The sequence below is a fragment of the Pontibacter fetidus genome, assembly GCF_010119545.1.
GTDB lineage: Bacteria > Bacteroidota > Bacteroidia > Cytophagales > Hymenobacteraceae > Pontibacter > Pontibacter fetidus.
The window spans coordinates 39,518-60,049 of record NZ_JAAEAA010000016.1 but is presented as its reverse complement, the minus strand read 5'-3'; the positions used below and the strand labels follow the sequence as shown (position 1 = coordinate 60,049).

Below are 20,532 nucleotides of genomic sequence, written 5' to 3'. Positions count from 1 at the left end.
TGACAAAAACTGTCATTAGAGACTTCTTACTATATAGCTTCATCATCGCAAGCCTCCCATTCGTTTCAGGGTGATATAGGTCTCTGCCTGTTCTTCTATATCAGCACCGTCTATTGGCTTCGTTGGGTTCCGCTGTAGCCACATATCCACCTCCAGCTTATTAAAGTAAATATGCTTACCCTGAGGTTTGAAATGTGGTATTCGCGCTGAAGAAGTCAGCTTGTACAAGTAACTCTTTGATAAGCCGGTATAGGCGGCTGCCTCATCGAAGTTTAATACCGTTTTTTGGGAAAGAAGCAGGGACTCAATGTTTAGTAGCCTTTGCTCCAGCTCTTGTAATTCCATTTCTTTTGTTTTGTAGGTTGAAGAAATGGATTGGCCAATCCTTTAATTGTTAACAAGAGCAAAGATTGTAAAGGCGGGAAAAGAAGTTGTTCCATTTGTTCCAATGGAACAAAAAAGGAACAAATGGAACAACTCAAACACGCTTCTTCGGCTTGTAAGGAGGTATGCAACTAAAATTTTCTCTATAAAAATCAGCATCTCCTCTCCGGTTAGGCTGGAAGTTCTTCTGATTTAGAGATAAGCCGAACTGAGCATTGAAGCTGCTGGCTTTTACAGTATTACTTGTATTCTTAAAATAGCCCTTATACTCCAGCTCTGTGCATAAGGCAACCATGTACCTTCCCTTAGGCTCTGTTAGCCATTGACCTGAACTGGAGAGGTGCTCTGCTATAAGATCGAGTATTTTATCAGCTTCGGTCGGATCTTTAAATAAACTAGACCAGTTATTATTCTCTAAAATGTCTCCATGATTGGAATCGCAAGCATTTTCATAAAACTTACTGAATAATACATCTTCAGCTTTCTTCTCTTTCTTATGCAGCCACTTTAACCACTGAAGAAATTCCAAATCTACGATTAACCTGAGAGGGGAGTCAATACAATTGATAGCCAGAACAAACTCACTTTCCTTATTATCCTTACTGTAAATCTTTTGTATTTCCTTATAAGTTAGCCCCTCACCCACCTTTAAATGGTTTGAAGCAGCTATATCATAAGCATCAGGAAATTGCTCTTTTTTCTTAGCTAATCCTTCTTCCTGTCCTAAAATCTCAAGTTCTATTTGGTGGCTTTTTAATGCTGTCTCATCAAACTTATACAGAAAACGTTCTATCCTCTGCTTTAGCTCGCTCTCGACAACATACTTAAAAGCTTTATGCTGCTCTCCACTAATTCTAATATAATCTTCTTCAGTTAGTTCACTAAAGAAAACCAAACGCGTTAAATCTGGTGGCAAGGATTTTCCTTCTCGCCAAGCTTGGTAAGTATATTTGATCATAACTAATGTTTAAATCAGGTGTCCTAATACTTGCTCATTTCGAATGAATAATCCTTAAAAATCTAGGTCAGGCAATGCATTAACAGCCTGGACTTTCCGCTCATCTGCAATGGTAAGGTACTTCTGTGTATGCTGGATAGAAGTGTGCCCCAACAACTGAGATAGGGTCTTAATATCATACCCCAATAAAAGTATGTTGGTAGCAAAGGAATGTCGGGCGCTGTGCCAGGTAATTCGCTTATCAATGCCTGCCCTTTTTGCCCAATTGTTAATTGTTTTCACTGAACCTTCAAATGAGGGCAAAACAAACACCAGTTCCTTAGCACTATTCCGCTCTCCTATCAACTTTAAAGCATTTTGGTTTAATCTTAGGCGGTGGATCTGCTGGGTTTTATTTTGTTTGATAGCAAGCTCAGTACCATTAATATCCTGCCATTGCAGGGCTTTTATATCCCCGAACCGTAAGCCTGTGTTGCAGGCGAAAAGAAAAGCGCGTTTGATAGTGTCGTTCCCACATTGGGTTTTGGCCAAGGTGCTTATCTCGTCTAAACTCAGGATGCCTTTGTTCATGCCACTGCCTTTGAATTTTACGTTCTCGGGGAGCGGGTAATGTGGGAACAAATTTTCCCGTATGCCATGCTTGACCACTTTCTTAAAGCGGCTGAAATAGGTCTGTGGTCCTTCCCCCGTCTGCTTGGATTCCAGATAATCCTTGAAGCCAAGTATGAGATTCGGGGTTAGCTCTTTGCAGAGCAGGCGCTCTTTTGCATAAGTGTCCTTCAGAAAGTCTTTAAACCGCTTAAAACAGGCAGCCATCGTATTGTAGTCTGACTTGGCGTAAGCCTTCACATACGCCTGATAATACTGCACAAAGTCAGCAGCCCCCTGATTCTTGCCTTTCAGGTCGAATGTGCCCAGGTAAACCTCTTCCGTACGCTTGGCCTTTATCCGGTTGGCAAGCTCCAACGTTGTCTGATTGGATTGCCTGTCTAAGGTATTCTTAGGTTTGGCGATCAAATAAAGCTTCAGGAACTCATATTGCCTTTTCCCTGCTTGGTAATAATCCAGGTACAGGCTGAGGTTGCCGTTGCTCAGCTTTTTTTCTCTGAGCCTGACAGGTTCTTTGGGGGCTTTCTTTTTCACTTGCTGCTCTTTTGTATTCCTTTGTTATCAAATATAACATATTAAACGATAATTGAAAATAATCGAGTAACAAATGAGTAACAAAAAGTAACAAAACAAGGGCTAAAAAAGGGAAAACAAGGAAGGGCTGAAAACGCAAAAACCCGCTTAAAACTAAATTTAAGCGGGTTTTTACTTTCTTTTGTTTTCCCTATATAGGGGCAAGAGTACCAGGAGCGGGAATCGAACCCGCACGAGCTTGCGCTCACAAGATTTTAAGTCTTGCGTGTCTACCAGTTCCACCATCCCGGCAAGCCATCCGGACGACATCCGAAGGGTGACTTTAAAAAACAAAGACGTTGTTTAACACAACGTCTTTATCTGCCTTTTTTTGAGCGGGAGACGAGGTTCGAACTCGCGACCTCGACCTTGGCAAGGTCGCGCTCTACCAACTGAGCTACTCCCGCTTTTAGTCTTACTATTTCGCTTTTCGTTTCCGTCCCAGCGATTTAGTGATACAAAGATATAGACAAAAATCCACTTGTCAATAGCCTGTGTAAAAAAAATCTTTGGTTTTAGCGTTTTAAGCTGATTTTCAGGAAGAAAAATTTCATAATATTTTTCCGACACCTGATTTTATAGTTTAAAATGTGCCTCTGGCTATACTTTCTACCGCAGTTTTACCGGAATCCATATTTCTTCTTCCGATTCAGGGTTATTTGGCCCCAGGTACTTTTCGCCCATTACATCAAAATGCGGCCTGTCATCCAGTTTGTATACCGACTCCGGAAGCCAAGAGCCATAAATGTATTGGGCTGCTTCATAAAACGCACTCGTCGGACCTTTATAATTGAAAACAGCATAAAGGCCAGAAGGTAATATAAATGTATGCATGCCTTCTGGTATTTCCTTAAAGCCGGAAACCTCTACACCGGCCCATTTCTCGAAAACTGTTTTAGGGGTAAACTCTTCCAGTTCTAAGCCGCCAGTAAATACCTGTACCGAATATAGTAACTCATTTACCTTATTGCTGATCTCGTTACGCCTGGGCATAAACCGTTGCCACATGGCTACAGTGTTATCTTCGGCCATAGATGTTTGGATTTGCATGCCGACCAACTTTTTTTCGCCACACATCCGTATTTCGGGTTTATGCATCATAGCTATAGTTTCCTGTTTTAGCGAACGGTTTCTCCTTTTTCTTTCAGCAGGCCTTTTAGTTCGTTCAATTTTAGCAGGGCTTCTACTGGTGTAATAGTATTAATATCGAGTTGGTCCAGCAGTTCTTTGGCGCGTAGGAGTTGCGGGTCGGCGGCCTCAAACATGCTCAACTGGAAGTTGTTTTTCGGAGCCGACTTCATTTTCTGTTGCGGTGCCTGTTCCGATACTTTTTCTTTTTCCAGGTGATGCATGATCTCGTCGGCGCGCAACACTACGCTGTTCGGCATACCGGCCATCTGGGCCACATGTATACCAAAGCTGTGCTCGCTGCCACCTTCTACCAGCTTACGCATAAATAATATCTTGCCACCGGCTTCTCTTACCGACACATTATAGTTTTTCACGCGCGGCAGTTCTTCGGCCAGTTGGTTAAGCTCGTGGTAGTGGGTAGCAAAGAGCGTTTTACCTTTAAACTTCGGATGGTTATGCAGATGCTCAACTATAGCCCAGGCAATCGAAATACCATCATACGTACTCGTACCACGGCCAATCTCATCCATCAGCACCAAACTCCTATCCGACAGGTTATTCAGAATGCTGGCTGTTTCGGTCATCTCCACCATAAACGTAGACTCGCCTTTCGACAGGTTATCCGATGCACCTACGCGGGTAAATATCTTATCAATAATGCCAATGCTGGCGGCCTCAGCGGGAACAAAACAACCGATCTGGGCCATCAGCACTATAAGGGCCGTTTGGCGTAGCAAAGCACTTTTACCGGCCATGTTCGGACCAGTAATGATGATGACCTGCTGAGTTTCGTTATCCAGGAAAATATCGTTTGGCACGTAGCTTTCGCCTAAGGGCAACTGCTTTTCGATGACCGGATGGCGCCCTTTTTTGATATCCAGTATGTGGCTATCGCTTACCTCGGGCTTGGTATAGTTGTTGGCTAAGGCTATAGTTGCAAACGAGCTCAGGCAGTCGATTACACCGATAACCTTCGCATTCTGCTGAACCTGGGCCACATAATCCAAAGCATGCAGCACCAGCTCGTTGTAGAGGCCAAATTCTATACTATAGATGCGGTCTTCGGCATTCAGGATTTTCTCTTCGTAGGTCTTCAGTTCTTCGGTAATGTAGCGCTCGGCATTTACCAGCGTCTGCTTGCGTATCCAGGTGGCCGGCACTTTATCTTTATGCGCGTTGCTGACCTCCAGGTAATAGCCGAAAACTTTGTTGTAAGCAATTTTAAGAGAACTGATGCCAGTATTTTGTACTTCGCGTCGCTGCAGTTGTGCCAGGTAATCTTTACCGGAGAAAGCTATAGCACGCAGATCATCCAGTTCTGCATCAATGCCGTCGTTAATCATGTTGCCCTGGTTGGTGAGCATGGGCGGCTCGGGCTTCAGGATGTTTTTGATCTCTTCGCGCAGGCCATCACAGGGGGTAAGCTGGGCGGCAAGTTTCTGTAACGCGGTGATATTACTTAGCGCCAGTGCAGCCTGTATCGGAACTATAGCATCCAGGGCTTTTGCCAGTTGTACCAGCTCACGAGGGTTTACACGCCGCACCGCCACTTTCGAGATCAGGCGCTCCAGGTCGTTTATCTGCTTCAGGTGCGTAGTAAGTTCAGTCAGCAGTTCGCGGTGCTGGGTCAGGGCTTCTACGGTATCTAAGCGGCGTTTTATCTGGGCAACATCTTTTAAGGGCAATACTACCCATTTTTTGAGCAGGCGCGCACCCATTGGGGTTACGGTCTGGTCAAGTACCTGTATCAACGGCACGCCTTCCTGGTGCTGCGGGAAAACCAGTTCCAGGTTACGGATGGTAAATCTATCCAGCCATACATACTTATCTTCTTCCAAGCGGGAGATGGTGGCAATGTGACTGATCTCTTTGTGCTGCGTTTCGGACAGGTAATGCAGGATAGCTCCTGCCGAAATAATGCCCTCTACCATGCCTTCAATGCCAAACCCTTTCAGCGAAGCAGTACCAAACTGCCGGGTCAGCGACTCGTAGGCAAAATCATAGTTGAAAACCCATTCTTCCAGGGCAAAGTATCTGAAATCAGGGCCGTAGCGTTCGGTAAAAGTTTCTTTTTCGCGTTTGCAGAATAATACTTCAGAAGGTGCTAGGCTCTGCAGCAGCTTCCCGATATAGTTTCGGTCACCTTGCGCGGTAATAAATTCGCCCGTAGATACATCCAGGAAAGAAACACCTATCTCCGCTTTACCAAAATGTACAGCTGCCAGGTAATTGTTGCTGCGGCGCTCCAACACCTGGTCGTTAAAAGACACGCCCGGTGTTACCAGCTCAGTTACGCCACGCTTTACAATGCCTTTAACAGATTTCGGGTCTTCGAGCTGGTCGCAGATAGCTACGCGCTCGCCGGCACGCACCAGTTTTGGCAGGTAGGTATCCAGGGAGTGATGCGGGAAACCAGCCAACGCTGTTTCGGAAGGGGAGCCTGCGCCACGCTTGGTTAACACGATATCTAGTATCTTACTAGCCTTGATGGCATCTTCGCCAAAGGTTTCGTAAAAATCCCCCACCCTGAACAGCAGTAACGCCCCCGGATGCTTCGCTTTTATAGCGTTGTACTGTTTCATCAACGGGGTTACGGTGCTCTCTGCTTTCATACCTTTATAATTGTTAAATGGCTGTATAGTTAAATGGTTGATACTGGTCCATCAACATCATTTATAGTTTACAGCTGATCTTCTTCTTTCTTTTAAGTTCGGGAATGTTTACCCAGCCCTGCCCCTCCGAGGAAGGGAATTTTGCTCTTCCAGACTTCCTAGTCCGGAAGCACTCTGTTGGGGATTTCCTAATCCTAGTGTTTTAAACGCGGATTAGGAAATCCGCTCCAGTTATAGTTTCGGATTAAGAAATCCGAAACAGCAAGGATATAATTTCGGATTTGTAATCCGGAATAACTTCAAAACGAATCAACCCTCCAGACATTAACCCATCAACAATTCAAAACAAACTATAAGTTTGATTTCCGGGAAAACAGCCTGACCTTTGTAGTGGCAAAACAACTATAGTTCTTTTGTCTTTAGTGTAACAGTCCTTTGTCAACAAAATAAATGCGCAAACTGTCGATGGATGAACTTAACCGTGCGTCGGTTGAAGAATTCAAAAATAAGAAAAAAATACCGTTAGTTTTGGTGCTCGACAATGTTCGGAGCCTGAATAATGTGGGGTCTGTATTCCGGACGGCCGATGCGTTTATGGTAGAGAAAATATACCTGTGCGGCATTACCGGCACACCTCCCCATCGCGACATTGAAAAAACTGCTTTAGGTGCCACGGAGTCTGTGGAATGGGAACATGTGTCTGATACGCTGGAGCTGGTGTTGAAACTAAAAGAACAGAACTATAAGATTGGCTCGGTGGAGCAGGCTGAGAACAGTTTGAAACTGAATGAATTTACTCCCGAGCCCGGCCAGCATTATGCCCTTGTAATGGGCAACGAGGTTTTTGGTGTAGAGCAGAACGTGATCAACAACTCTGATTTTGTGCTGGAAATTCCGCAGTTTGGCACCAAGCATTCGCTAAATATTTCGGTGGCTACGGGTGTGGTGGTTTGGGATTTTTTAAGCAAAACGATGGCGCAATAGAGCGCAAACTATAGGTAATTTTAGAAAGCAGCAGGTTCGGTATAGTTTGCCGGGCTTGCTGCTTTTATAGTTTATTCGCTGCACCTCCCTGATTTTCGTTAAACCTATACGGGTTTTGTTTGTCCTACTTACATGTTTCTGCTGCCTGTCCCAACCTGATGCACCGGGCCAGCTATCATCCGGAAACCATCCTGAGCTGTTCTGAAACACGATCTCACCCTGAAGCGCGTTAAAAATTTAACGAATAGACTAACTGATGTATGCTAACGAGTTTTTACAGATCATTATTTCTCCTCACTTTCCTGACTCTTCCGGCTGCTTTGTCGGCACAAACTACACCTTCAGGCAAAATATCAGGCACGTTACAAGATGCCGTTTCTAAAACGCCGGTCGGTTTCGCGAATGTGGTGCTGCTTTCGGCCCGCGACTCGAGCCTGGTTACTGGCGCTACCTCTGATATAGAAGGTAAATTTATACTGGAACGCGTACCCGAAGGCCGTTTTATGCTCCGGGCCTCTATGGTAGGCTATCCTGCTAAGTTTGTACCTAACATTAACATTACTGCCGCCTCCCCAACTGTATCGCTTGGTACTATAGTTATCAGCCCTACCTCTACCCAACTTGGTGAAGTACAGGTAACCGCCGAGCGAGAACTGGTGCAGTACGACCTCGATAAAAAAGTAGTAAACGTAAGCAAAGACATTGCAGCGCAAAGTGGCTCTGTGGCCGAAGTAATGCAAAACCTGCCCTCCGTAACCGTGGATATAGACGGCAACGTGAGCATGCGCGGCAGCCAAAATGTAACGATACTGATAGATGGCAAACGCTCGGCACTTAGTAACCTTACCCTGGACCAGATTCCGGCCAACCTGATCGAAAGCATCGAACTCATCACCAACCCGTCATCCAAGTATAACCCCGAGGGCACATCCGGCATCATTAACCTGGTGATGAAGAAAGAGAAGAAGCCCGGTTTTCATGGCTCTGCTTCGGTTACGGCCGGCACTTACGACAACTATAACACATCGCTAAACCTAAACTATAGATACTTTAAATGGTCGTTAAATGGTGGTTATGATTACAGGCAGCGCACCAGGCCAGGCACCAGCAATAGCTTTACCACAAACTATTACCTCGATACATTAGACCGAACTATAGACAGCACCAGTTACCGCTTGCAACACGCCAAACGCAACAGCACCGACGTATCGCACAATTTCCGGTTTGGCGCAGATTATTACCTCAATCCTAAAATAACGTTGTCGGGCTCTGCTTTATACCGTTTTGGTCAGGACGAAGGCCGCAATACGATAAACTATAGTTTCCTGGATGAGAACCGCATACAACGTAGCGCCAGCATCCGCAACACAACCGACCAGGAAGACGAGAAAGCCATGGGCCTGACCCTGGGTTATCGACAGACCTTTGACCGCAAAGGGCAGGAGCTGACAGCTGATGTGGTTTTTAATACGAATGTAGATGATGAGATAAGCCGTTTCAGGGAAAGTGATTTAGCCTCAGCTGATTTGCCGGAAGTGCAGGAAACCTTGGTAGATGACGGTAACTATGAGTTTGTCGCAAATGCCGATTACGTGCACCCGATATCCGAAAGCAGCAATCTGGAAGCCGGTTTCAGGAGCACCTTTGAGCGCCTGGACGAAGATTCCCGCTTTTTTAACCTGGATAACACCACTGGCCAACTGGTTTACGACCGCGAGCTGAGCAACCACTTTGTATACGACGAGCAGGTGCACGCCTTGTATGCCAACTATAACAACAAGTATAAAACGATAAGCTACCAGCTTGGCTTGCGCGCCGAACAGACCTATACCACATCAGACCAGCGTACCCAAAACCTGATATCCGACAACAACTACTTTAGCCTGTTCCCGACCTTGTTCATCACTAACGATTTCGACGATAACAACAAGGTGCAGTTCAGCTATAGTCGCCGCATAAACCGCCCGCGCAGCCGTTTCCTGAACCCCTTCGTCGACCGTTCCGATATCTATAACATTCAGTATGGCAACCCTAAACTGAAGCCCGAATTTGTGAACTCGCTGGAGCTGGGCTACCTGCGCTATTTTGGTAACGCCTCGCTCAACAGCACTGCATTTTACCGCCACACCACCGACGAGATCGAGCGCTTCAGAACACCTACTACCATTACCATTACACAGATGGATGAAGAAGGGAATGAAGTAGAACGTGAAGTACCTGCAAATGAAATCACATTTCTAAACCTGGCCAGCAATACATCTTATGGAGTGGAGCTAGGCGTTAACTACCCGGTTACCAACTGGTGGAAATTAAACGGCAGCATCTCAGGTTTCCGGACTGAGCTTAACACTACGCAAAACGACACAGAGCTAAGCAGCTCTCAAATAAGCTGGAACTCCAAGTTAAACTCTACCATGACCGTCTGGAAAGATATGGACATTCAGTTATCGGCCTTTTACCGTGCCCCCACCGCCGATATACAGGGCCGTATGGAGCAGATGTTCAGCACTGACCTGGGTGTTAAGAAAGATGTATGGAAGAAAAACGGAACTATATCGCTTCGTGTATCGGACTTGTTCAATACCCGCCAGTTCAACTTCCTGAGCTTCGGACCTGAGTTCAGAACTGAAAGTGAGAACCGCCGTCAAAGCCGCATCATTTACCTGGGCTTTACCTACCGCCTTAACAGCGAAGATAACCAGCGTAACCGCCGCCAGAACCAGGATGAGCAAGGTGGTGGAGATGAAGATGAGTTTTAGAATTTACCCGCCCAGCCCTCTTCTTTTGAAAAGGAGAGGGAGTTTCTGCTATAGCTATTGTTAGGGCTATAGTTTTATAGTTGCTGTTTAACATCCCCCTGCCCCCTTCAAAGGGGGACTTTCTGCTATAGCTATGGTTGAAGTTGTATTTCTATAGTTACATGTCAAGGGCGGACAGGTCACGACCTGTCCCTACGAAACTACAGCCATGATCAACGTCGAAGCTTACCGTTTCAAACTATAGCTACAGGTCAATAGTAGAAAGATCACAGTCTTTGGGTTGAGCGCCTTTGACTTGTTGCGGTGGCGTGAGCCAATCCGAGGAACGAGGATAGCAAGAAGGCAGCAGCGCGATGCCCGAAGGCGGGGCCTCCCGGCCGTGAGGGCACCAAAGCCAGATTGAAACGATAGGCAAGTAAAGCTCCCAGGATTAGAGGAAATTTGAAAGCATAGCTTAAGAAAAATTAAACTGTAGAGCTTAGATTTCTCCTAACGTCGAAATGACAAACTGTAACTATAGCTATTAGACGCTAGCAGGAACTGCGCACGTGTCAGGACTGGCAATTATAGAGCACAGATTTCTCCTAACTCCCAAATAACAATACAACACCGCGCCCACAACTATTTTAACATAGTTTCAGTAAAGACACAGAACCATAGCAACTTCTGAATATGCTACTGGTTTGATTGATTTTTGACCCCATGAAGACATTATATATCCTGAGGCACGCCAAGTCGAGCTGGGAATTTGAAGAACTGAGCGACCACGACAGACCCTTAAACAAACGCGGCCGTAACGATGCCCCACTGATAGGGCGTGAACTTTCTTCGCGAGGCGTATCGCCTGAACTGATCATATCGAGCCCGGCGGTGCGTGCCATTTCTACGGCTACACTGGTAGGTAAAGAGCTGGGTTACGACCCGGATGATATCACAATTGACGACCGCATTTATGGTGGCGATAAAAACACGCTTTTAGAAGTAGTACAGGAAACACCCGTTGAGTATGAAACCGTGATGCTGATAGGCCATAACGAAGCGCTTACAGAGTTTGCCAACATGCTGTCGCCAGAGGTGGTAGGCAGTATACCTACGGCCGGTGTAGTTGCGCTTGCCTTTAACTGCGAAAGCTGGTACGAGATCAGCCGCGATAACGCAGAGTTCCTGTTCTACGACTTCCCTAAAAACTACGAGTAAGACATCCGTCTGCATTATACCTGACCTATACACTGCATTAGCCCAGGTTATTTTATTCTTGCCTATAGCGTGCAGCACAATTTAAACAGTATGGAAAAAGAGAAAAAAAAGAAGCACCAGGCAGAGCCCGAATTTATAAACCGGGAACTGAGCTGGCTTGCTTTTAACTATAGAGTATTACAGGAGGCCCGCGACAAGCAGGTGCCTTTATTAGAGCGCATTAAGTTCATGGCCATTTTTTCGGCTAACCTGGACGAGTATTTTAAGGTACGCGTAGCCACGCTTAAACGCTTGATAAAACTGAAACGCAAAACCATAGAGAAGCTTGACGAAGACCCTGCCGAAACCCTGCACCTGGTACTGGACGAAGTAAAACGACAGCAGTGCGAATTTGGCGAAGTGTTTAGAGATGGTATTCTGGCTGACCTGAAAAAGGAAAACATACACCTGCTAACAGAAAGCGACCTGACCGGCACGCAAAAAGAATACATTACAACGTATTTTAAAGAGAACCTGCAGCCGCTGCTGTTGCCGATGATCATGGACGATACGGAAACGCATTTTTTCCTGAAAGACCAGACCGTATACTTAGGCGTGCAAATGAGTGGCCCCCAAAAAGAAGGTAACCAGCCCACGCAGTACGCCATGTTGGAAGTACCGACCAAAAAACACGGCAGCCGCTTTATAAAACTCCCTACCGAAAAGGACCAGCGCTACGTCATGTTTATAGATGATGCTATCCGTACCTGCCTGCCGCTGCTTTTCCCGGAGTATACACAGTTTGAGGCCCATGCGGTAAAAGTGTCCCGCGATGCTGAACTGGACATTGAAGAAGATGTATCGGCTAACCTGATGTCGAAGATCAAAAAAGGGTTGAAGAAGCGCGAGATCGGAACGCCTGCCCGCCTGCTGTACGACCCTGAAACACCAAAAGGCTTACTGGATTCGATAATGGCACACACTGGCATTACGGATGAAGAACTAGTGGAAGGCAGCAAATACCATAACTTCCGCGACTTTTTTGGTTTCCCGGACTTTAACCTGCCCAACCTGAAGTATAGCCCTCAGCCTGCGCTGGTGCATCCGTTACTGGAAAAAGAGCCGAGCCTCATTAAGGCCATACAAAAGCAGGATTACATGGTGCATTACCCGTACCAGTCTTTCGATTATGTGGTAAAGCTGTTTAACGAAGCTGCCCAGGATCCTGCCGTAACCGCTATCAGCGCTACGTTGTACCGTGTGGCCGATGGCTCCGCTATTGCCAAAGCCCTGACCAAAGCTGCCAAAAATGGCAAACTGGTAACAGTGGTTGTAGAACTAAAAGCCCGCTTTGATGAAGAATCGAATATTTACTGGGCAGGTAAATTGCAGAAGGCCGGCGCCAATGTTATACTGGGTTTCCCGGACCTGAAAGTACACTCTAAGCTAGGTCTTATTACCCGAAACGAAAACGGGAAACTGGTAAACTATGCCTACCTGAGCACCGGCAACTATAACGAAGACACTTCTAAAGTTTACGCAGATCATGCCATCTTTACCTGTGATAAACGCCTAACCCGCGATGTAGAACAGGTTTTTAACTTTTTTATAGATCGCCAGCCAGACAAAACATTTAAGCATCTACTGGTTGCCCCTATAAACATGCGCGAAGGCTTTACCAAGCTGGTTAACAAAGAAATCAAAAATGCGCAGAAAGGCCTGCCTGCATCCATGATCTTAAAAATGAATGCCCTGCAGGACGAAGCCATGATCCGGAAGCTATACGAGGCAAGCCAGGCCGGTGTAAAAATTGAACTGCTGGTACGGGGTATTTGCTGCCTGCAACCGGGCATAAAAGGTTTAAGCGAAAACATTACTGTGCGCAGTATAGTTGACCGCTACCTGGAACATGCCCGCGTGTACATCTTCCATAACAACGGCGAAGAAAAATATTATATCGCCTCCGCTGACTGGATGACCCGTAACCTGAACCGTCGCGTAGAGGTTGCCATTCCGTTATATCAGCAGGATTTGATAGACCAGGTCAGAACGATTATAGACCTGCAGCGCACCGACGACACCAAAGCCCGCCTGGTTGATAACAAGTATGTTAACCAGTCCGATGAACAGCATGTCCGGTCACAGTACGACACCTATGCCTATCTCCGTAGTTTGGTGCCGGAAGGCATGACCGCAGAACGAAGTTAAATAGCTAGTTTAAATAAGAACAGGAGTAGCAAAGTTTTGAACTTGAGTTACTCCTGTTTTTTTGTCTGGCTGTTTTACCTCACCCCAGCCCTCTCCTTCAAGGAGAGGGAGTTTTGCCCTATGGCTATAGCTTCAACTATAGTTCTATAGTTACCGACATAGCACGGACAGGTCGCGACCTGTCTCTACGAAAATACAGCGCCGATCAATTTCGAAGCTTATCAGTTAAAGCTATAGGTACAGGTAAATAGTAGAAAGATATCAGTCTTTGGGTTGAGCGCCTCGAGAGGTTCCGGTGCCGCCAAGCATTGCGAGGAAGGAGCAAAGGAAGCGAAAGCAGCGCGATGCCCGAAGACGAGGCCTCCCGGCCGTGAGGGCACCAAAGCTCAATTGAAACTATAGGCAAGTAGAGCTCCCAGGATTAGAGGAAATTTGAAAGAATAGCTTAGCTCGGAAATGGAATATCTTAACTATAGGACACATAAGATCCCTCGGTTAACGCTCGGGATGACAATAGAGAACTAACTATAGCATCCAGATTGCTTAATACTTCTAGAATAATAAACCTATTCTGTATTACTTATTCTTCTCCATAAACCTCCTTGGTGGCACAACGAATATCTCGAACTTTACAAAGCCGGCACCGGAAAGATCGTTATCCAGTATCTCATCTTTAGAGCCTACTTCATCAAAAATTCGGTTTCGGTAATACTGCCTGAAACCGCCTTCGACCCCAAACCACAGAAAATCGTAAATTTCGCGCTCCAGGCGCAGCACACCTTTTACGTCGGTGCGGCGCAGCTCAATTTCACCAAACTCTGATAGCGGGCCCTCGTCCACGTACAGGTTGTAGCTGGCACCCTCCAGGCGGTAACCGGCAAAGAGCAGGGTCTTATCGTTTACGTTGTAACGCACGCGGGCATTGGCCGGGAAAATAGCTTCTACGCCCCAACGGTCGTTGTAGGTGCGGTTGTACAGTATAGCAGGGTACACACTCTTACGCCCAAACGTATAGCCAAACTGCAAGGCAACACCTATCGCGTAATCCGGCGACTTTTTCCAGCCATACGCCACATCTACTGTAGATTTAAAATAATCGAACAGGTCAACGTTGATATCATCTTTGGTAAAGTCCCCATTCAGTTCGCCTTTCAGCCGGACCAAATAAAAACGTCGGTTATCTATGGAGTGCAGGTAAGCCACCTGAGCACCTATGCTTTGCAGGTTCTTATCTTCCAGGTACTCGTATAGGTCGTAGGCTGCTGGTGTTACATCCTCAAAATTAAACTCCTCAAACTTATAGTCTATCCCGAAAATTAGCTTTGTCTGGGGTTTGTTCAGTATGGGCGCATTCAGTTTTACATCAAATTTATTGTGCCGGCGCACACGGCCGCTGCCATCCTGCAGGCGTGGGTCTTTGGCATCAGAGGTTATATCAAACTGCGGTACACGTTCGTAGCCAATCACAATGCCTTTACCTTTGCCCATACCACGCACGCCGGGGCTGGCATATTCTTCAAGTAATTCAGTTTCAGGGGCCTGCGCGTGTGCCAGGTTTATAGTACAAACTATAGCAGCAGCGCCTAGTAGTAGTTTTAGTATCTTCATAGTTTTTATAGTGCTTGGCGGCCTTGCTTAAAGCCGAAAGTGCCGCATGATGTACATACGGCACTCTTTTATTTTGGTACAGCTTTTAAAACTGGAACCCGAAGTTCAACATCCACAGTTTGTCTTCTTTGCTCCAGGAATGAGTTAAGGTAAATACCGTCCGGTTCAGGAAGTCGGCCCACATGCCTACGCCATAACCGTTGTGTAAACTGCCTATAAAGCTTTTCTGTTCGTCGTCGTTGGCATACACACGGCCTGTATCATACAACCCAAGTACCCCGAACCTGCCTGGCGCCAGGTACATTTTATAGTCGAATAACTGAATACGGCCTTCGGCGTTGGCAAATATGGCGCTACGGCCAGCATAACGGGTTCGGCGGTAGCCACGTAGGTTATCGGTGCCGCCCAGGGTATTAGCCTGGTAAAACCGGTAATCGCCGAAGTTATGCGATGCCCCTACCCGGCCTGCCCAGGTTAGCTGGAAAGGGAAGTTAGGTGTAAGGTAAAACCTGAATTCGGAGCTGATACGGGTATAGTCGAGGTTATACTTGCCGAGCTGGTAATTACGACTCAGGCTGTTATACCAGCGCAGGCCAATACGCGGGTTAGCCGAAGTACCCCCGCCAACTACGTTCATGTTAGCAAAAGCCTCTACTCCCAAATACTCCTGCGCATTAAAAGCGCCACGCTCGGCATCATAGGTGCCAGGTTGCAGGTTACCGGCTATTGCCTCATTTACCAGGAAGCTTTCCTGATCAGGGGTGGTAACTTTAAAGCGATCATACGTTGGGCCGATACCTATTTTAAAGAATGAGGTAGCATCTTTATAGAACATGGCACTTACGCGCTGGCGCTCATACCGCACATTGTAAAACGATTCGTCTACATCTGAGTCCTGCCGGGTATAGTTGCCGATGCCATAGTAATTGCGCTGGTACTGCGGGCCTTCTATTTTACCATCCAGCTGCAAACTCCAGCTACTGCTCATCAGTTGCCTGAAGTCGCCGTTGTAATGAATGTTGTAAGAGTTGGTGAGGAACGCATAGTTGGCTTCCAGTAATTGCTCTGTGGCGTAAGGCTCTTTCCGGAATTTATTGGTGCGCCCCAGCAAGCCTGCTCCTACAAACAAGCCATCGTCTACGTTGTACTCAAACGACAACCGCGGGCCAAGGTAATCCTGTTTATAGTTGGCGCGGTCGTAGATGTTCACATCCTCATAGGCTGAGGTTCTGTCTTTCGTTTCCGGACCAAATACAAAGTCGTTGCCTGCCTTCAGATCATATACTACCGTGTGCTTCTTAAAGCCGGTTACGCTGGAGTTATCCGTGATCTTATCGGCATCATCACCGCCAATAATTCTGACTAAAATGCCTTCTTTTACGTCGCCGTTAACTATAAACTCGTCCTGGCCACCCAACCCATACAGGCGTATCTCTTTTGTTTCGGAAGTATAAAAAGTACGTTTATATAAGGTATCACGTACCTCCCCTTCCTTCGTGATTTTCAGTACCTGCAGGGTAGTTTCATTGTCGTTTACCCTGTTTACTATAAAGCGTTCGTGCTTGTCGCTGCCAGCTACATCTACCAGCTTTGCCAGGTATTCGTAATATTGCTCGGCAGCTTGTGGCAGTTTATCTCTGCGCGACTTCAGTTTGGCAATTATCTCTGGTCCTGATATCGGTTCTATACTTTCCGGAAGATCAGCTACAGCTTGTTCTATCACGGCATCAGTCATGTTGGCTTTAATATCTTCGGCAATGCGCAGCCAGTCCTGCCGCGACACACTGGACAAAAATGTACGATCCACGGTCTGCGCACTTAGGTTCAGGCCAACTATATCCCCAAAATCATAGCCAAAATTCTGCACGTTGCGGATGCTCCACTTGCGGGTAGCCAGCCATGGCAGCACCCCATCTACTTTAAAGAAAGCTTGGTCGCGGTCTTCGGGCACGGGTATGTACAGGTCGCCATTTTCGCCTTGCTTTTTCTTTTCGGCCCAGCGCCACTGGCCTTCGTGGCGGTCCCAGTCCCCGATAAGCATATCCAGTAAGCGGGCACGTGCAAATTCCTGCTCGTCTACTTCGTTGTCGTTGTCCTGCTGTAGCTCTTCCAGCACTTTATCGGTACCTACCAGGTTTTCGGCATTGCCCAGGCTGGCTACATCTTCGTGGTTCTCGTCTGCATCTTCCTCCAGAAAAGCCATCATGTTGCTATACTCATCCATGTACTGGCGCAGGTATGCCGTTTGCGGAATGTACACCAGCTTAGGATTGGTATGATACACGCCAGCAGCATCGGCTAGTTTAGGAACTATCAGGGCTCCATACGGGTGCTGTGCCGAGATCTGATCCTGCAGCAGGTCGCGGGCTACTGTTTCGCGGAGGTACTCGGGCAGTGCCATCGTTGGGTCTTTGTTTACGCTGCGCAGTGTAAACTCACGGGCATCGGGGTTACGCACCTTTAGCGACGAGGTCTGCCGGCCGCCCCCTTTCTGGTAAGGGCGCAGTCCGCCTTCCACATTCTTCATATCCAGGGTAGGTACTGTAACCGGTGTGGCCCATTCCTGACGATAATGTTCGCCAAGCAACACACTCTTTATTCCTTTTGCTTTATAGTTTGCATTTGCGGCAAGTGTAAGAGTGCTGTCAGCATAGTTGGTGTCGTCCTGCACCAAGGGGCGCTCTTTGCGTGGTTTTTTGGCATATACCGGTGTCCGGAAGGTAAGCTTCCCTGTAGAGCCATCACCCTCCGGCACCCAGAACTCGGTCCAGGCTTCGCCGTTCTCATAATACATTACCTTGGCAAAGCCTTTTATATTTTCAGCATAATGGGCATCGCCACCACCCCGAATGTCCTGCACCTTGCACCCTGACCCGCTAACTATAAGCCCGGCATTGTTGTGCTTAAAATACTGCAAGGCATGCTCGTGGCCGGCAGCATAAATAATGTTGTCATACTTATCGAAGATATTGTAAAGCCCCTGTATATAGGCCTGGTAACGCGGGTGTGGAATATCCTGCAAAATACCGCCATACTTGCGCGCAAACGGGTAAATAGAACCAATAATAGGCAGGGGCAGGTAAATCCATTCGCGGAGCAGCGTGAACGGGAAGATATGATCTTTAAGTGTAAAAAAACCGCCGTGTACGCCCCGGCTCTTTAGCGGGTGATGGCCAACGATCATAATATCACTGCCGGCGTTCTTCTCGATGATATCTTCCAGTTGGATGAGCAGGTCTACTTCGGTAGCAGCACCGCAGTTACTGTTTTCGCCATAGGGTCTGTCGAAGGGGTGCAGCCACCACTCTGAGTCCAGGGCTATGAGCACCAGGTCGTCGCTTATTTTTACCTCGTAGGGACCAGGGCAGCCGTTGCCTGGCACATAAAAGTCGCCGCCGGTTACAATGTTTTCGTCAGTCAGGTATTCGTTAACATAGTTTTGCTCGCGCATTACTGCCTGCAGGCCACCGCGGCCGCTGTGGTTCCAGTCGTGGTTGCCGGGTATCATATATTTTTCGCCGGGGTAGCCTTTTAGTATATCCAGCTGGGCATTCAGGCGTTTTTCAGATACTTCGCGGTCGTAAGCACCGGGCTCGGGTAAGCCGTTGTGGTACACGTTGTCTCCCAAAAAAATGGTGGCACTTTGCGCACCGGCTTCCATCATTTGCTGACGCATCAGTTTCATGGAGGGTTCTGTTTTCTCCAGGTCCGGGGAGCCTACGTCGCCGATAAGGAAAACAGTATAAAGCACTTTATTGCCAGCAGCTGGTTTGGAGGTTTCCCAGTTAGCGGTTTGCGGGCCAAAATATCTGTCGTGGCGCACACAGGCACTAAGTACAAGTATAAGTAACACTACCCCCAGCTTAAAGTAGGTGGAGCGCCATAGCGTGTAATTTTTTTTCATAGTAATGGTAAACATGGCTATTGTGCTGATGCAGCACGAAGGCAGCGGCTGGTATGTAAAAAGCCTGCCAAACTATAACCCGGCAAATATGGCATTACAGTTATATACAGCCGGGCTGATGTAAATTAACGTGCAATGCTTTTTTTAGTTTTCGCGGGTTTTGTATAGTTATAAATGCCCCCTGATGGCCCTGTTGCTAACAAAAACAGGATTAAACCGTAACGCAGGTAACGCAGCATAATTTTAGCCTGTATACTGCCTGCCACAACCCATGGCCCTTGCAGCAAACTATACTATGGAGAATAACTCAATCGTAAAACAAGCCGGAGAATTTGTATTTAAGCTGTTTAAAAATCAGCTTTCCAAAAAGCTTGTGTACCACAACTATAGACACACTTTTGAAACTGTAAACGAAGCCCGCGACCTTGGCGAACAGCAGCACTTACCCTCCGACGAACTACAGGACCTGTTGCTTGCGGCGTGGTTTCATGATACCGGATATGTAAATACGTACGAAGACCATGAAGCCGAAAGTATACGCTTTGCCCGCGAGTGGCTGGAACAGCAAAATTACCCCGCCGAACGCATTGAACGTATTGCTACCCTTATTGCCGCCACCAAACATGGCGTAGAACCCGAAACGCTGTTGCAGGAACTGCTTGTAGATGCCGACATGTCTAACATTGGTAAAGACAGCTTTTTCAGTACGGCAGAGTTGTTGCGCGTGGAGTGGGAGATTTTCCGGGATAAGTCTTTTTCGGACCGGGAGTGGGCACAGTTCCAGATGGATTTCCTGCTGTCTACTACTTTTCATACGTACCAGGCACAGCGCAAGTATGCCGGGCAGCTGGGGCTTAACATACAGGAGCAGCGCAGCCGCCTAAGCAAAGAAGTTAAGAAACGGAAAAAGGAGGATAAGAAGCATCGCGAAACCCTGGCCCAGCCAAAACGCGGCATCGAGACCATGTTCCGGAATGTGTACCGCACACACCTTAACCTGAGCGCCATAGCCGATAACAAGGCCAACATGATGATCAGCCTGAACTCTATTATACTTTCGGTGGTGATCACGTACCTGAGTACCAAGACCTCGGTAACCGGGGCTGAGTTTGCACAGCACCGTTCGTTGCTTATCCCGGTTGGTACCCTGCTTTTAACGGCACTCGGTTCTGTAATTTTTGCCATTATTTCGGCGCAGCCCGAGATCACCAGCTTTAAGAAAGAGAAAATAAACAGCCGCAAGGTTAACCTGCTCTTCTTTGGTAACTTCACCAACATACCGCTCGAAGACTTTCAGCATGGCATGCATAACATTATGCGCGATAAAAAATCGCTGTACAACAACATGATCACCGATATTTATTACCTGGGCGAAGTGCTGAAACGCAAGTATAGCATCCTGCGCATTTCTTACACCATATTTATGGTTGGCCTGGTTTGTACGGTAATCGCCTTTGGCATTTCTGTAGCTTATTTTTAATACCCACAAGCTACGCGGGAACCGTGGTTGGTTTATAGGGAGAATTATTTAAATTTGCCGGCATCCTGCCAACTGGCCCCGTAGTTCAATGGATAGAATGGAAGTTTCCTAAACTTTAGATACAGGTTCGATTCCTGTCGGGGCCA

12 protein-coding genes and 3 tRNA genes are annotated in these 20,532 nt (G+C 47.0%); 6 read left to right on the top strand and 9 right to left on the bottom strand.

The features are described 5' to 3' along the window. Positions 1-42: 42 nt before the first annotated feature. The 7 genes from GWO68_RS12925 to mutS all read right to left on the bottom strand — a co-directional run bounded on the left by GWO68_RS12925 (position 43) and on the right by mutS (position 6,267). Positions 43-345, bottom strand: a complete 303-nt coding sequence (locus GWO68_RS12925) for a helix-turn-helix domain-containing protein (RefSeq protein ID WP_162346870.1) — start codon at positions 343-345, stop codon at positions 43-45. 133 nt (positions 346-478) lie between these two features. Then, positions 479-1,342, bottom strand: a complete 864-nt coding sequence (locus GWO68_RS12920; protein ID WP_162346869.1) for a hypothetical protein — start codon at positions 1,340-1,342, stop codon at positions 479-481. A gap of 54 nt (positions 1,343-1,396) precedes the next feature. Beyond that, the gene (locus GWO68_RS18035; RefSeq protein ID WP_162346868.1) at positions 1,397-2,485 is read right to left on the bottom strand and encodes a tyrosine-type recombinase/integrase; all 1,089 of its coding nucleotides are present in this window, start codon (positions 2,483-2,485) and stop codon (positions 1,397-1,399) included. Between the two features lie 207 nt (positions 2,486-2,692). Next, positions 2,693-2,776 (bottom strand) — tRNA-Leu (locus GWO68_RS12910). A gap of 82 nt (positions 2,777-2,858) precedes the next feature. Then, a tRNA-Gly gene (locus GWO68_RS12905) sits at positions 2,859-2,931 on the bottom strand. Positions 2,932-3,133: 202 nt separating this feature from the next. After that, positions 3,134-3,625 carry a GyrI-like domain-containing protein gene (locus GWO68_RS12900; protein ID WP_235942061.1) on the bottom strand — a complete coding sequence of 164 codons (492 nt, stop codon included), beginning with the start codon at positions 3,623-3,625 and terminating at the stop codon, positions 3,134-3,136. Positions 3,626-3,642: 17 nt separating this feature from the next. Beyond that, on the bottom strand, positions 3,643-6,267 hold the full coding sequence (gene mutS, locus GWO68_RS12895; RefSeq protein ID WP_235942060.1) for a DNA mismatch repair protein MutS: 2,625 nt from the start codon (positions 6,265-6,267) through the stop codon (positions 3,643-3,645). Between the two features lie 450 nt (positions 6,268-6,717). Between mutS and GWO68_RS12890 the strand changes: the two genes are divergently transcribed. From GWO68_RS12890 to ppk1, 4 genes are all read left to right on the top strand, one after another. Continuing rightward, the gene (locus tag GWO68_RS12890) at positions 6,718-7,251 is read left to right on the top strand and encodes an RNA methyltransferase (RefSeq protein ID WP_162346867.1); all 534 of its coding nucleotides are present in this window, start codon (positions 6,718-6,720) and stop codon (positions 7,249-7,251) included. A 260-nt stretch (positions 7,252-7,511) separates the two neighbouring features. After that, on the top strand, positions 7,512-10,010 hold the full coding sequence (locus tag GWO68_RS12885; RefSeq protein WP_162346866.1) for an outer membrane beta-barrel family protein: 2,499 nt from the start codon (positions 7,512-7,514) through the stop codon (positions 10,008-10,010). A 702-nt stretch (positions 10,011-10,712) separates the two neighbouring features. Next, positions 10,713-11,207, top strand: a complete 495-nt coding sequence (locus tag GWO68_RS12880) for a SixA phosphatase family protein (RefSeq protein ID WP_162346865.1) — start codon at positions 10,713-10,715, stop codon at positions 11,205-11,207. A gap of 90 nt (positions 11,208-11,297) precedes the next feature. Beyond that, positions 11,298-13,394, top strand: coding sequence for a polyphosphate kinase 1 (gene ppk1, locus GWO68_RS12875; protein WP_162346864.1), 2,097 nt, complete (start codon positions 11,298-11,300; stop codon positions 13,392-13,394). Between the two features lie 576 nt (positions 13,395-13,970). Here ppk1 and GWO68_RS12870 read toward each other — a convergent pair. Then, positions 13,971-15,002 (bottom strand): DUF6268 family outer membrane beta-barrel protein, encoded by a 1,032-nt coding sequence (locus tag GWO68_RS12870; protein ID WP_162346863.1) that lies wholly within the window; start codon positions 15,000-15,002, stop codon positions 13,971-13,973. A gap of 85 nt (positions 15,003-15,087) precedes the next feature. Then, positions 15,088-18,906 (bottom strand): metallophosphoesterase, encoded by a 3,819-nt coding sequence (locus GWO68_RS12865; protein WP_162346862.1) that lies wholly within the window; start codon positions 18,904-18,906, stop codon positions 15,088-15,090. A gap of 295 nt (positions 18,907-19,201) precedes the next feature. Here GWO68_RS12865 and GWO68_RS12860 point away from each other — a divergent pair, with 295 nt between their 5' ends. Together GWO68_RS12860 and GWO68_RS12855 are read left to right on the top strand one after the other, a co-directional pair. Beyond that, complete coding sequence (locus GWO68_RS12860) at positions 19,202-20,386, top strand: Pycsar system effector family protein (protein WP_162346861.1); 1,185 nt, start codon at positions 19,202-19,204, stop codon at positions 20,384-20,386. A gap of 74 nt (positions 20,387-20,460) precedes the next feature. Next, positions 20,461-20,532: transfer RNA gene (locus tag GWO68_RS12855), tRNA-Arg, on the top strand.